A 13,956-nucleotide genomic window follows, 5' to 3' on the forward strand; every position below is an offset into this window, starting at 1 on the left:
GGCCTTTTTTTTCCCACGTCCGTCGTTGTTTCAATGCGCCGGCACGAAGCCGGTATCGCCCAAGGGCGACAGCAGCGAACCGCGCCCGCTGTCGGCGACCTGGCCTGCGGCCGACAGTGCCTGCTGGTAGGCCTTGGCGGTCGCCGTGTTGAACGCCACCAGCACGATCCGCATCGGCTGGGCGTGGCTGCGCTGCCAGGCGAGTGTTTCGGTGACCGCGATCTGTGCGGCCTGATACAGCGGATAGCCATACACACCGCAGCTGATGGCCGGGAACGCGATCGACTGCAGGTTCAGTGATTCGGCCAGCTGCAGCGACTTCCAGTAGCAGTTCGCCAGCAATGCCGGTTCGTCGCGCTGGCCGTCGTGCCAGACCGGGCCGACCGTATGCAGTATGTGCCGTGCCGGAAGCGCATAGGCATCGGTTGCGCGCACCTCACCGGTCGGGCAGCGCACACCGGGGCGCAGCTCCGGCAGACGCTCGCACTCGGCCAACAGGCCAGGGCCGGCCGCACGATGGATGGCGCCGTCGACACCGCCGCCACCGAGCAGTGATTCATTGGCCGCGTTGACGATCGCATCCACCGCCAGGGCCGTGATGTCGCCCTGCCACACTTCGATCTTCATGCGTCCGTCTCCTGCCTGTAGTTGTTGCGCGCCGTGCCCATGCTGGCTGTACCCGCATCTTGCGGGACAGGGCATCGATGCTGCGTCATGACCGTCTCACGCACTGCGATCCGCCCGGTTCATGCACGATGGCCGGCATCGCCTTCACGCAGGCTGAAGCGAGCGCCGCACGCGGGCGAAACGAAAGTTTTCGGGGTGAATCTCTTATGATTTCTGGGGAAAGCTGTCCGCTTCCGTCGGCAATACCCAGACAGGATCACCCAAATAGCAAACGCCCACCGCGAGGGTGGGCGTCATCCTGCTGTCATCGACAACGCAGCGATCAGGGCAGACCGGCCAACCAGTCGTCGTCCGAACCTTCATTGACGTCGGCGAACAGCGGCGTGGAGAAATAGCGTTCACCGGTGTCCGGCAACATCGCCAGGATCACCGCGCCCGGTTCGGCGCGATCTGCCACGTCCAGTGCGCTGGCAACCGTGGCACCGGCGGAGATGCCGACGAAGATGCCTTCCTCCGCCGCCAGCCGGCGGGCGGTGGCGATCGCGCGGTCATCTTCCACCGTCACCAGCTCGTCCACCACATTGCGGTTGAGTACATCGGGCACGAAGTCCGGGGTCCAGCCCTGGATCTTGTGCGGCTTCCAGTCATCGCCCTTCAACAAGGCGGCGCCGGCCGGCTCGGTGGCGATGATGCGGGTGTCCGGGCGGGCGACCTTCAGTACTTCGCCGACGCCGGTCAAGGTGCCGCCGGTTCCCCAGCCACTCACGAAGTAGTCCAGCCGCTTGCCGGCGAAATCACGCAGGATCTCCGCGGCGGTGGTGTTGCGGTGGTAGGCCGGGTTGGCCGGGTTGGCGAACTGGCTGGCCAGGAACCAACCGTGTTCCTCGGCCAGCTCGCGCGCCCTGCGCACCATGCCGCTGCCGCGCTCGGCGGCCGGGGTCAGGATGACCTTCGCGCCGTAGGCCCGCATCAGCTTGCGGCGTTCCACCGAGAAGGTCTCGACCATGGTCGCCACGAACTTGTAGCCGCGTGCGGCCGCCACCATCGCCAGGGCGACGCCGGTGTTGCCCGAGGTGGCTTCGACGATGGTGTCGCCCGGCTTGAGCAGGCCACGCTGTTCGGCATCGAGGATGATCGCCAGCGCCAGGCGATCCTTCACCGAGCCGCCCGGATTGAAGGACTCGACCTTGGCGTACAGGGTCACGCCCTGCGGCGCCAGTCGTTGCAGCTTGACGATGGGGGTGTTGCCGATGGTGTCGAGGATGGAGTCGTACAGGGCCATGGGAGCGCTCCAGGAACAGGCCGCGCCGGGCTCGGCGGGCGGAAAGGAAGTGGGCTGGCTGTTCAGGCCAGCTGCTGCCGGCTGACCGTAGCGCCGGCATATGACGCCCGGAAATGACCAGATACCTTTCTTAAACAACCTTTGGTTATAAGCTGGTGACGGCAATTGACCCTAGAGTGGACCTCCGCCCCCACATCGCCCGCCTGCCATGACGCTGACCCAGCTGCGCTACCTGGTTGCCATCGCCGACGCCGAGCTGAACATCACGCTCGCCGCCTCGCGCGTGCATGCCACCCAGCCTGGGCTGTCCAAGCAGCTCAAGCAGCTGGAGGACGAACTGGGCTTCCTGCTGTTCGTACGCAAGGGGCGCAGCCTGGAGTCGGTCACCCCGGCTGGCACCGAAGTGATCAGCCGCGCCCGCGCGGTGCTGTCCGAGGCCAACAACATCCGCACCTACGCGGCCAACCAGCGTCGCGAGAGCCAGGGCCAGCTGATCCTGACCACCACCCACACCCAGGCGCGTTTCGTGCTGCCGCCGGCGGTGGCGCGCATCAAGCAGGCCTATCCCCAGGTCAGCGTGCACCTGCAGCAGGCCGGTGAGGCCGATGCGCTGGACCGGCTGAACCAGGGCGATGCCGATATCGCGATCATCAGTACCGCCGGCAGTGAACCCAGCGATGGCATCGCCGTGCCGCTGTTCCGCTGGCGGCGGCTGGTGGTGGTGCCCAAGGGCCATCCGCTGGACCGCGCCGGGCGCGCACCGGACCTGGCGGCATTGTCACGCCAGCCGTTGATCAGCTACGAATCCTCGACCCGGCCCAACTCCTCGTTGCAGCGCGCCTTTGCCGCGCAGAGCCTGGTACCCGATCTGGCGCTGACGGCGCTGGATGCGGACCTGATCAAGACTTATGTGCGTACGGGTCTGGGGGTAGGTCTGCTGGCCGAGATGGCGATCAGCGCCAACGACGAGGATCTGCGGGTATGGCCAGCGCCGGCGCCGATCACCGAGTGCGTCGCCTGGGCGGTGCTGCCGCGCGACCGGGTGCTGCGCGATTACGCGCTGGAACTGGTGCACGTGCTGGCCCCGCAGATCGATCCGCGCGACCTGCGGCGGGTGCTGGATGGCAACCAGGCCGCGTCCTGGCCGGTGCCGCCGACCTGGGAGTCGCTGACCCAGACGATCACGGTCTGAGGGGTGGTCGAGCAGGGCTGCGCCCTGCACCTGCTACGACATTCAAGCAACAACAACGGCAACAGCAACAGCAACGGCAACAGTGGGCATTCCGTGGGATGGCGGGGCGGTGTGGGTAGGCAGGACACGCCGTAAACCCATCCATGGGGGCTCGATGGCGCCATCCATGGCGCCAACGGTCCTGCCTACCCACACCGCCCCGCCTCTGACAGATTCCGGCGGCTGTTGGTAGGTGTCGACCTTGGTCGACACGGTAGATCCACGCCATGCGTGGATGAATCTCTTTCAGATATCGAAATCAATCTGAGCCCAAGAGCCATTCCAACAGATCGCGGAAATCTGTCGAAGGCGGGGTGGGTCCGGTTGCGGGGGTGTCCGCGGCATGGATGCCGCGGCCAAGCCTCCATGGACGGATTCACGGCGTCCCCCGCAACCGGACTTACCCCGTCATCCTCCAGAAAGCCCGCTTCTGCTGTTGCTGTTGCTGTTGCTGTTGCTCCAGCTAGTAGCGGGTGCAGGGCGCAGCCCTGCCGATAAACCCCCTCCTGCGACGGTTCGTCGCACGGTGCCTTCTGGAGGCACCTCTACACTAGCGCGGTGATCCGTACCGGCTGCCTGCGTCGAACCCTGCTCCAGCTCGCCTTCATCGCGACGCTGTTGATGGTGCTTGCGCCGCTGGTCAGCCGTGCGCTGCAGCAGCCGATGGACCATGCGGCGATGGTGGGCATGGACCACGCGGCCATGGGCCATGACATGCACGAGATGGCCATGGCCGGGCACGATCAGCGCGGTGCCGTGCCGGCCGCACCCAGCCGGCCGGCCGATCCGCACGCCATGCACGGGGAGGCCTGCGAGTACTGCGTGCTGGCCATGCGCCTGCTGCCGTGGCTGGCCGTGCTGGTGCTGCTGCTGCCCTTGCTGTGGCGGCCGAAGCCGATGTTCCCATGGTCGCAGCCGCGACTGCCGCTGCTGCATTGGCCGGCACATGCCGCGCGTGGCCCGCCGCTGATCTCCACCGTCCGCTGATTTCCCTATCGAATCCGCCGCACGAGGCCTGCAAGGGCGTCGTGCGCGCGTGCGTACCTTGGAGCTGTTTCCATGAAAATGACTTTCCCCGCTGCGGGCGCCCGTGCGCGCCTGCCGTTTGCGCTTGGCGCTGCCCTGGCTGCCCCCTTCGCCCATGCCACGCCCGCTGAAGAAGCGCGGACGCTGGATACGCTGGTGGTCACCGCCGCCGCGCCGTCCTCGCCGCTGCATTGGGTGACCGATCCGCGCCTGCCGCGGCAGCCTGTGCCAGCCAGCGATGGCGCCGATTACCTGAAGACCGTTCCCGGCTTTTCCGCCATCCGCAACGGCGGCACCAACGGCGACCCGGTGCTGCGCGGCATGTTCGGTTCGCGCCTGAACATCCTCAGCAACGATGGCAATCTGATTGGCGCGTGTCCCTCGCGCATGGACAACCCGCTGTCCTACATATCGCCGGAGAGCTTTGACCGGCTGACCATCATCAAGGGCCCGCAGAGCGTGCGCTGGGGCGCGGGTGCCTCTGCGGGCACCGTGCGTTTCGAGCGTGATACCCCGCGTTTCGATGCGCCCGGGCTGCGTGCCGATGCCAGTGCGCTGGTCGGCTCACGCAACCGCAACGACCAGGTGCTGGACCTGACCCTGGGCAATCCAACGGGCTACGTGCGTGCCAGCGGCAATCGCTCCGAAGCCGATGACTACAAGGACGGCAACGGCGATGTGGTTCCGTCGAAATGGCGCAAGTGGAATGGCGACGTAGCGGTGGGTTGGACGCCTGACGCCGATACCCTCTTGGAGGTCTCCGCCGGTGCCGGCGATGCGATCGCACGTTACGCGGGGCGCGGCATGGATGGTGCCGCGTTCGAACGCACCAGTTACGCCGCACGCTTCGAGAAGCGCAATCTGCCCGGGGCGTGGGACACGCTGCAGGCGAACGTGTACTACAACGAAGCCGACCACGTGATGGACAACTACACGCTGCGTACGCCGAACCCACACAGCATGATGCCGATGCCGATGGCGTCGAACGTGGATCGCCGCACGCAGGGCGGGCGCATCAGCGCCGAATGGCGCTGGCAGGACGTGCAGCTGGTGGCCGGCGTCGACGGCGAAGACAGCCGGCATCGCGGCCGCATGGGCATGGGGCGCGATACCTACAAGCAGGCGGACTGGAACACCGACGCCGATTTCCGCCGCTACGGTGCATTCACCGAACTGACCCTTGGCGTGGACACCGGGCAGCGTTGGATCGGCGGGCTGCGCATCGATCGTGCCAGCGTGCGCGATGCGCGTGCCGATATCGGCGGCATGATGATGGCCATGCCCAATCCCACCGCCGGCCAGCGCCGCAGGGAATGGCTGGGCAGTGGTTTCCTGCGCTACGAACAGGACCTTGCCGACGGCCTGACCTGGTATGCCGGGCTGGGCCACAGCCAGCGCATGCCCGACTACTGGGAACTGTTCTCGCCCGATCAGGGGCCGGCAGGTGCGGTGAACGCGTTCGCTGGCATCCAGCCCGAGCGCACCACCCAGCTCGACGTCGGCCTGCAATACAAGGGCCCGCGCGTGCAGGCCTGGGTCTCGGCCTATGCGGGTCAGATCCAGGACTACATCCTGTTCACCTATCGCGGCAGCGGCATGATGGGCATGAGCCAGGCTGACAATGTGCAGGCGCGCATCGCCGGTGCCGAGGCCGGCCTGCAGCTGCGGCTGGACGAGCAATGGAAGCTGGGGGGCACCCTGGCCTATGCCTGGGGCGAAAACCGCGATCAGCATCGCCCGTTGCCGCAGATGCCGCCGCTGGAAGCACGCTTGAGCGCTGACTGGGAAGGCCAGCGCTGGAGTGCCGGTGCGCTGGTGCGCGCGGTCACCCATCAGCATCGGATCGCGGACGGGCAGGGCAACGTGGTCGCGCAGGACCTCGGGCCGAGCAGCGGCTTTGCCACGCTGGCGCTCAACGCGGCCTATCGTTTCAGTTCGCAGCTGCAGCTCAGCGCCGGTGTCGACAACCTGTTCGACCGTGCCTACAGCGAGCATCTGAACCTGGCCGGCAACGCCGACTTCGGCTTCGCCGCTGACCCGGTGCGCATCAACGAGCCCGGCCGCAGCCTGTGGATGAAGGTGAACTACCGGTATTGATCCGCCGGGCATGACCCGGCGCTACCGGTGCGCCGCGCACAGAAGGCCTGCGTCCAAAGAAAACGGGGTCGGATCCCCGCCAGGTTCCGACCCCGCCCGGCGCCCTCGGCCAGGCCCCTCGACTGTACGACGGCATCGCCCCTGGCGGGATGGCCTGATACATCCCGACATACGCCGACACTGCGTCGGTGCCCCCTGCATGGAATGGGCACACGGCGCTATCGCAGCCCCGGTTCCACGCCGGTAAACGCTTGGCACATACCGCTTTTGCGGGGCCTTGCCTACACTCGGCGGCCGTGTACCACTCAGGACGCTTCATGTTGGCTCGTATCGCTTCGACCCTGGCCCTTGGCCTCAGCCTGGCCGTGCTGGCCGGGTGCGCAGGCAAACAGGAGGCCGCCGCGCGTCGGCAGGGCGAAGCCGTGCCGGTCACCGCGCAGGTCGTGCAGGCGGTGCAGTGGAACGACACGCTGCAGGCGCTGGGTACGGCCAAGGCGCGCGAGTCGATCAGCGTGACCGCCAAGGTGAGCGAGATCGTCGAGCGCGTGCACTTTGAAAGTGGCCAGCAGGTCGCCGCCGGTGCGCCCCTCGTGACACTGCGCGGGCAGGCCCAGGAGGCCGCATTGGTGCAGGCGCAGGCAACCTTCCGCGAAGCCGACCAGCTGTACAAGCGCCAGCGCGAACTGGCGGCGCAGCGGTTGGTATCCAGTGCCACCCTGGACACGCAGAAGTCGATCCGCGACGCCGCCGAAGCGCGGGTGGCACAGATGCAGTCGGACATCGGCGACCGTCGCGTGCGCGCGCCGTTCGCCGGCGTACTTGGCATCCGCCAGATCAGCCCGGGCACGCTGCTGACGCCGACCACGGTGATCGCCACCCTCGACGACGTCGAGCGCATGCACGTCGATTTCCAGGTGCCGGAAGTGGAACTGGCGTCGCTGACCACCGGCGACAAGGTGCAGGCCACCAGCGTGGCCTGGCCGGGCCGCACCTTCGAGGGCGAGGTCAGCACCATCGATGCACGCATCGACCCGGCCACTCGTGCGGTGACCGTGCGTGCCGACTTCGCCAATGGCGACCATGCGCTGCGGCCGGGCATGCTGCTCGACGTGCGCCTGTTCCATCCTGATCGACCGGCCCTGGTGGTGCCGGAAATCGCGGTGGTCCAGGTCGGTCGCGACAGCTTCATGTACCGCATCAAGGCCGATGACACCGTCGAGCGCGTGGACGTGGTCACCGGTGCACGCCGCGCCGGCGTGGTCGAGATCAAGCAGGGCCTGCAGGCAGGCCAGCGCATCGTGGTGGACGGCACCGGCAAGCTGCGGGCGGGACTGAAGGTGGCAGCCTCCGACGCTGCGCCCGCCAGCGGCGCGCAGCCGGCGACGGTTGAAGCACCTGCAGCCGCCGAGGGTCACGGCGGATGAAGCTGTCCGACATCTCCATCCAGCGGCCGGTGTTTGCCGTGGTGATGAGCCTGTTGCTGCTGGTGCTGGGCGTGATGTCCTTCACCCGGTTGACGCTGCGCGAACTGCCGGCCATCGATCCGCCGATCGTTTCGGTCTCGGTGGATTACACCGGCGCCTCGGCAGCGGTCATCGAGAGCCGCATCACCCAGGTGCTGGAAGACGCGCTGGCCGGCATCGAAGGCATCGATACGATCAACGCGCGCAGCACCAACGGCCGCTCGCAGGTCAGCATCGAGTTCACCTCCAACCGTGACATCGAAGCGGCGGCCAACGACGTGCGCGACGCGGTCAGCCGCGTGGCCGACCGCATGCCCGAGGAGGCACGGCCACCGGAGATCGCCAAGGTCGAGAGCGATGCCGACCCGATCATCTGGTTCAACATGGTCTCCTCGACCATGGATACGCTGGAACTGAGCGACTACGCCGACCGCTACGTGGTCGACCGCTTCTCCAGCCTCGATGGCGTGGCCCAGGTCCGCATCGGTGGCCGCCAGCGCTATGCCATGCGCATCTGGCTGGACCGCGACCAGCTGGCCGCACGTGGGCTGACCACCGGCGATGTGGAAACCGCGCTGCGCAACGAGAACGTGGAACTGCCGGCCGGCCGCATCGAATCCACCGACCGCGATTTCACCCTGCGCGTGGAGCGCAACTACATCAAGCCGGAAGACTTCGCGACCATCCCGCTGGGCAAGGGCAGCGATGGCTATGTGGTGCGCATGGGCGATGTGGCGAAGATCGAGCTGGCCTCGGCCGAGCGTCGCGCCTACTACCGCAGCAACGGCGAGCCCGGCATCGGCCTGGGCATCGTCAAGACCTCCACTGCCAACTCGCTGGATGTGGCGCGCACCGCGCGCGCCGAGGCCGAACGTGTCGCGCTGACCCTGCCCAAGGGCACGCAGATCTTCGTTGCCTTCGACAACACCACCTTCATCGAGGCTGCCGTCGACCGCGTGTACGCCACCCTGGTGGAGGCGATGATCCTGGTGCTGGCGGTGATCTGGCTGTTCCTCGGCAGCTTCCGCGCGGCGTTGATTCCTGCGGTCACCGTGCCGGTATGCCTGGTGGCGGCATTCATCGCGCTGTACGCGTTCGATTTCTCGATCAACCTGCTGACCCTGCTCGCGCTGGTGCTGTGCATCGGCCTGGTGGTGGATGACGCGATCGTGGTGGTGGAAAACGTGCAGCGCCGCATCGACCTGGGCGAACCGCCGCTGGTGGCGTCCAAGCGGGGTACCGCGCAGGTGGCGTTCGCGGTGATCGCCACCACCGCCGTGCTGGTGGCGGTATTCCTGCCGGTCGGCTTCCTGGAAGGCAATACCGGGCGCCTGTTCCGTGAACTGGCGGTAGCCCTGGCCGCCGCTGTCGCGCTGTCGGCGTTCGTCGCACTGACGCTGACGCCGATGATGGCCTCCAAGCTGCTCAAGCCGCATACCGGGCAGGCACCGCGCGGGCTGCACGGCTTCATCAACCGCAATCTGGAACGCCTGGCCGGCGCCTACGGCCGCGTGCTCGACCATCATGTCGATCGCACGTGGATCTACCTGCTGGTGATGGCCGCTGCGTTGGCGGCCAGCTGGCTGCTGATCAGAGTGCTGCCTTCGGAACTGGCCCCGGCCGAAGACCGTGGTTCGTTCCAGATCATGATCGACGGCCCGGAAGGCGCCGGCTACGACTACACCGTGCAGCAGGTGCAGCAGGTCGAAGCGCTGCTGGCACCGCACGTGGGCGCGGACAAGCCGATCGTGCGCGCCAACCCGCGCGTGCCCGGCGGCTTCGGCGCCAGCGAGGAAATGCACACTGGCCGCGTCAGCGTGTTCCTGCAGCCGTGGCGTCAGCGCAGCGAAGGCACGCCGGAAGTCGCCAACGAACTGCAGAAGGAACTGGACACCATCCGTGGCGTGCGCGTACGTACCCAGGTCGGTGGTGGCCTGGTGCGCAGTGGCGGGCAGCCGTTCCAGATCGTGCTGGGCGGCCCGGAGTACGCCGAGATCGCGCAGTGGCGCGACCGCATCCTGCTGCGCATGGCCGACAACCCCGGCCTGGTCGGCCCGGACTCGGACTACAAGGAAACCCGTCCGCAGATGCGGGTGAACATCGACCGCCAGCGTGCGGCCGACCTCGGCGTGCCGGTCACCGCGATTGGTTCGGCGCTGGAAACGATGATGGGCTCGCGCCGCGTCACCACCTTCGTCGACAACGGCGAGGAGTACGACGTGCTGGTGCAGGCCGGCCGTGATGGCCGCGCCAGCCCCGCCGATCTGGCCGCTATCCGCGTGCGTGCGACCTCTGGCGAGCTGGTGCCGTTGTCCAACCTGGTCACGCTGAGCGAAGTGGCCGAGGCCGGTACCCTGAACCGCTTCAACCGCCTGCGCTCGATCACCATCAGTGCCGGCCTGGCACCGGGTTATCCGCTGGGCGAGGCCATCGCCTGGGCCCAGCAGGTGACCAGCGAAGAGCTGCCGCAGTACGCGCAGGTGAACTGGAAGGGTGAATCGCGCGAGTACCAGAGTGCGGGCGGCGCGGTGCTGCTGACCTTCGCCATGGCCCTGCTGGTGGTGTACCTGGTGCTGGCCGCGCAGTTCGAGAGCTTCATCCACCCGCTGACGATCATGCTGACCGTGCCGCTGGGCGTGCTCGGCGCGCTGGTTGGCCTGTGGCTGAGTGGCGGCACGGTGAACCTGTTCAGCCAGATCGGCATCGTCATGCTGGTCGGCCTGGCGGCCAAGAACGGCATCCTGATCGTCGAATTCGCCAACCAGCTGCGCGACGATGGCCGCAGCGTGCGCGAAGCGATCATCGAATCGGCGATGGTGCGCCTGCGTCCGATCCTGATGACTTCGATCGCCACCGTGGTCGGCGCCATCCCGCTGGTGGTGGCCGGTGGCCCGGGCTCGGCCAGCCGTGGCACCATCGGCATCGTGATCATCTTCGGCGTCACCCTGTCCACCTTCCTGTCGCTGTTCGTGGTGCCGGCGTTCTACGCGCGGCTGGCCCCGTACACCCGCTCGCCGGAGGCGGTGAAACGCGAGCTGGAGAAGCAGGAGGCCGACTCGCCGTCGGTGGGTGGTCATGCCTGAGCCGGCGCGGATCCTGCACGGCGCAGGCTTCCTGCTGCGCCCCTGGCGCAGTGATGACCTGCAGTCGCTGCTGCATCACGCCAACGACGCGGACGTCTCGCGTGGGCTGCGTGACCGCTTCCCGTATCCCTACACCCGCGAGGATGGCGAAGCCTTCCTGGGCGGGCGCGTACTGGCCCCAGGCACGCTGAACCTGGCCATCGAGATAGAGGGCCAGGCCTGTGGCAGCGTTGGCGCCCAGCAGGGCGTGGCCGAGCGCGGGCATACCGCGGAACTGGGCTACTGGCTCGGCCAGGCCCACTGGGGGCAGGGCCTGATGACCGCTGTGGTCGGCCTGTTCGCGCCCTGGGTGATGGATGAGCTTGGCCTGTTCAGGCTGCAGGCCACGGTGGTCGACTTCAACCTGGGCTCGGCCCGGGTACTGGAAAAGAACGGTTTCCAGGAGGAGGGCGTGGAGCGCTGCGCCGTCTACAAGCGCGGCGTCCTGCATGACCTGCGCCGCTTCGCCCGGGTACGCAGGCAGCTTCCGTAACAGGCCGCCGGGCATGGCCCGGCGCTACCGTGGGGGCACGGTCATTGCCGGTCGCCGGGCATGGCCCGGCGCTACCCGTGGTGCGGCCGGCATACCCGGTAGCGCCGGGCCATGCCCGGCGGAGAACACGCCCCCACATCCGGCGCTATCGCAGCGACCTTCGATCAGGGAGAATCGACCGGTCCCTTCCAGCCGACGGGACGTCCTCACAACCCGCCGACTGGAGAGAGCGCGCGTGGAAGCTACCGTACATTTCATCAACAGCATCATCTGGAGCAAGGCGCTGATCTTCATGTGCCTGGCCGCCGGCCTGTTCTTCAGCCTGCGCACCCGCTTCATGCAGATCCGTGGTTTCGTCGAGATGTGCCGCCTCACCGTGTCCGGTGAGAAGTCCGACGCCGGCGTGTCCTCGTTCCAGGCCCTGGCCATGTCGATGGCCGGCCGCATGGGCATCGGCAACATCGCCGGCGTGGCCACCGCCATCGCCTTCGGCGGCCCCGGCGCGATCTTCTGGATGTGGGTGATGGGCTTCCTCGGCGCCTCCACCTCGTATGTGGAATGCACCCTGGCGCAGATCTACAAGACCAAGGATGCCGAAGGCCGCTACCGCGGTGGCCCGGCCTATTACATCGAAAAAGCGATGGGCCTGAAGTGGTATGCCATGGCTTTCGCCATCGCCACGATCATCGCCGCCGGTTTCCTGATGCCCGGCGTGCAGGCCAACGCGATCGCCGACAGCGTCATCAACGCCTGCCGCGGTACCGCGCTGTGCGGTCCGCTCGATGGCCAGGCCTTCGGCATGGAATCGGCGCAGGCGCTGAAGCTGGGCATCGGCATCGTCGTCGCCCTGCTGCTGGGCGTGGTGATCTTCGGTGGCGTCAAGCGCATCGCCAACTTCGCCGAAGTGGTGGTGCCGTTCATGGCCGCCGGCTTCATCCTGATGGCCATCGTCATCATGATCATCAACTACGATCGCGTGCCGGAGATGTTCGGCATCATCTTCAAGAGCGCTTTCGGCACCCATGCCGCGTTCGGCGCGATGATGGGCCTGGCGGTGGAGTGGGGCATCAAGCGCGGCATCTACGCCAACGAGGCGGGCCAGGGCTCGGGTCCGCACGCTGCGGCGGCCTCGGAGGTCTCGCACCCGGCCAAGCAGGGCTACGTGCAGGCGTTCGCCATCTACTTCGACACCATGATGGTGTGCACCGCCACCGCTTTCCTGATCCTGGCCAGCGGCACCTACAACGTGTATTCACCGGTCGCCGGCGCCGCGCCGATCTTCCAGGGCCTGGCCGGCATTCCCGAAGGTGCGGGCTACGCGCAGGCGGGTGTGGAAGCGGTGCTGCCGGGCTGGGGCTCGGCCTTCGTGTCGGTGGCGATCTTCTTCTTCGCCTTCACCACGATCATGGCCTATTACTACATGGCCGAAACCAACCTGACCTACGTCAACCACAACAAGCGCCGGCCGCTCACCGTGCTGCTGCTGCGTTTGGGCATCATCGGCATGGTGGTGTTCGGTGCCTTCCACAACGCCACCCTGGCCTGGGCGCTGGGTGATATCGGCGTGGGCCTGATGGCCTGGCTGAACATCATCGCCATCCTCATCGTGCAGAAGCCGGCCATGCTGGCCCTGCGCGATTACGAACGACAGAAGAAGCTCGGTCTCGACCCGATCTTCGACCCCGATGCCCTGGGCATCAAGAACGCCGATTTCTGGCGTCAACGCAAGCTGGAGTTGTCCCGTAGTGAATGATCCCTGGAAGAATGCCCGCCGCCCGTCGTCGCGACCGCCGCGGGCCACCCCGCTGCCACCGCGTGAGGGCGGCACCCCGCCACCGCCGGGGCGGGGCAACGACGAACTGCGCCTGTATGGCTGGAACGCGGTGCAGGCGCTGTTCGCCAAGCGTCCGCAGGCGCTGCGCAAGCTGTACCTGGTGGAGTCGCTGATTCCGCGCATGCAGCCGGTGCTGAAGTGGTGCGTGGCCAACCGCGTGGGCTATCGCGTGGTGGAGGAGGGCGACCTCAACAAGCTGGCTGCCACCACCCACCATGAAGGCCTGGTGGCCGACGTGCTGCGCGCGCCGGTGTTGCCGCTGGCGCAGTGGCTGGCCGACCTGGACGAAGGCCCGGCGCTGGCACTATGGCTGGATGGCGTCGGTAATCCGCACAACTTCGGTGCGATCCTGCGCTCTGCCGCGCATTTCGGCGCCAAGGCGCTGCTGCTGCCGGCCAGCAGTACGCTGGCGCTGTCCGGCGCGGCCGCACGCGTGGCCGAGGGCGGCGCAGAGTCGGTGCCGCTGGTGCAGTTGCCTGAGGATGCAGAAGCGATGGCGCAGCTGCGCGCGGCCGGTTTCGGCCTCGCCGCGACCCTGGTCGAGGGTGGCGATGACGTGTTCCGCGCGTCGTTGCCGGCCCGCCTGGTCTACGTGATGGGCGCGGAAAGCGAAGGCATGGATCGCGGCCTGGCCAGCCAGTGTGACCAGCAGCTGTCGATTCCCGGCAGTGGCGCAGTTGAAAGCCTGAATGTCGCTTCCGCCACGGCCGTGTTGCTGGCGCAGTGGGTCAGCCAGCGCGGCTGAGCCGTGCAGGGGGTGCGAACCTTGGTTCGCACCCGG

The 13,956-nt window shown here is 67.4% G+C and carries 10 protein-coding genes; 8 read left to right on the forward strand and 2 right to left on the reverse strand.

Features of this window, described 5'->3' with window-relative positions:
• Positions 1-30: 30 nt before the first annotated feature.
• Positions 31-627 carry an O-acetyl-ADP-ribose deacetylase gene (locus tag M2299_RS16335; protein WP_099843479.1) on the reverse strand — a complete coding sequence of 199 codons (597 nt, stop codon included), beginning with the start codon at positions 625-627 and terminating at the stop codon, positions 31-33.
• 322 nt (positions 628-949) lie between these two features.
• Positions 950-1,909: a cysteine synthase A gene (gene cysK / locus M2299_RS16340; protein WP_032975199.1), complete on the reverse strand. Its 960-nt coding sequence runs from the start codon at positions 1,907-1,909 to the stop codon at positions 950-952.
• Positions 1,910-2,117: 208 nt separating this feature from the next.
• On the opposite strand from cysK, the gene M2299_RS16345 reads away from it, so the two are divergent.
• The 8 genes from M2299_RS16345 (at position 2,118) to M2299_RS16380 (ending at position 13,920) form a co-directional block, all read left to right on the forward strand.
• Positions 2,118-3,101 carry a LysR family transcriptional regulator gene (locus M2299_RS16345; RefSeq protein ID WP_025874261.1) on the forward strand — a complete coding sequence of 328 codons (984 nt, stop codon included), beginning with the start codon at positions 2,118-2,120 and terminating at the stop codon, positions 3,099-3,101.
• Positions 3,102-3,701: 600 nt separating this feature from the next.
• A complete protein-coding gene (locus M2299_RS16350) occupies positions 3,702-4,127 on the forward strand; it encodes a DUF2946 family protein (protein WP_265350036.1) in 426 nt (141 codons plus the stop codon).
• A 72-nt stretch (positions 4,128-4,199) separates the two neighbouring features.
• Positions 4,200-6,263 carry a TonB-dependent copper receptor gene (locus M2299_RS16355; protein WP_280884695.1) on the forward strand — a complete coding sequence of 688 codons (2,064 nt, stop codon included), beginning with the start codon at positions 4,200-4,202 and terminating at the stop codon, positions 6,261-6,263.
• A gap of 317 nt (positions 6,264-6,580) precedes the next feature.
• Positions 6,581-7,687, forward strand: a complete 1,107-nt coding sequence (locus M2299_RS16360; RefSeq protein WP_025874264.1) for an efflux RND transporter periplasmic adaptor subunit — start codon at positions 6,581-6,583, stop codon at positions 7,685-7,687.
• Complete coding sequence (locus tag M2299_RS16365; RefSeq protein ID WP_100436839.1) at positions 7,684-10,809, forward strand: efflux RND transporter permease subunit; 3,126 nt, start codon at positions 7,684-7,686, stop codon at positions 10,807-10,809. The genes M2299_RS16360 and M2299_RS16365 overlap by 4 nt, the downstream gene beginning before the upstream one ends.
• Positions 10,802-11,341 carry a GNAT family protein gene (locus M2299_RS16370; RefSeq protein ID WP_025874266.1) on the forward strand — a complete coding sequence of 180 codons (540 nt, stop codon included), beginning with the start codon at positions 10,802-10,804 and terminating at the stop codon, positions 11,339-11,341. The genes M2299_RS16365 and M2299_RS16370 overlap by 8 nt, the downstream gene beginning before the upstream one ends.
• A gap of 235 nt (positions 11,342-11,576) precedes the next feature.
• Positions 11,577-13,094 (forward strand): alanine/glycine:cation symporter family protein, encoded by a 1,518-nt coding sequence (locus M2299_RS16375; RefSeq protein WP_025874267.1) that lies wholly within the window; start codon positions 11,577-11,579, stop codon positions 13,092-13,094.
• A complete protein-coding gene (locus M2299_RS16380) occupies positions 13,087-13,920 on the forward strand; it encodes a TrmH family RNA methyltransferase (RefSeq protein ID WP_099785218.1) in 834 nt (277 codons plus the stop codon). Before M2299_RS16375 ends, M2299_RS16380 begins: the two co-directional genes overlap by 8 nt.
• Positions 13,921-13,956: the final 36 nt, after the last annotated feature.

The organism is Stenotrophomonas sp. 1278 (genome assembly GCF_029892765.1).
Classification (GTDB): domain Bacteria; phylum Pseudomonadota; class Gammaproteobacteria; order Xanthomonadales; family Xanthomonadaceae; genus Stenotrophomonas; species Stenotrophomonas indicatrix.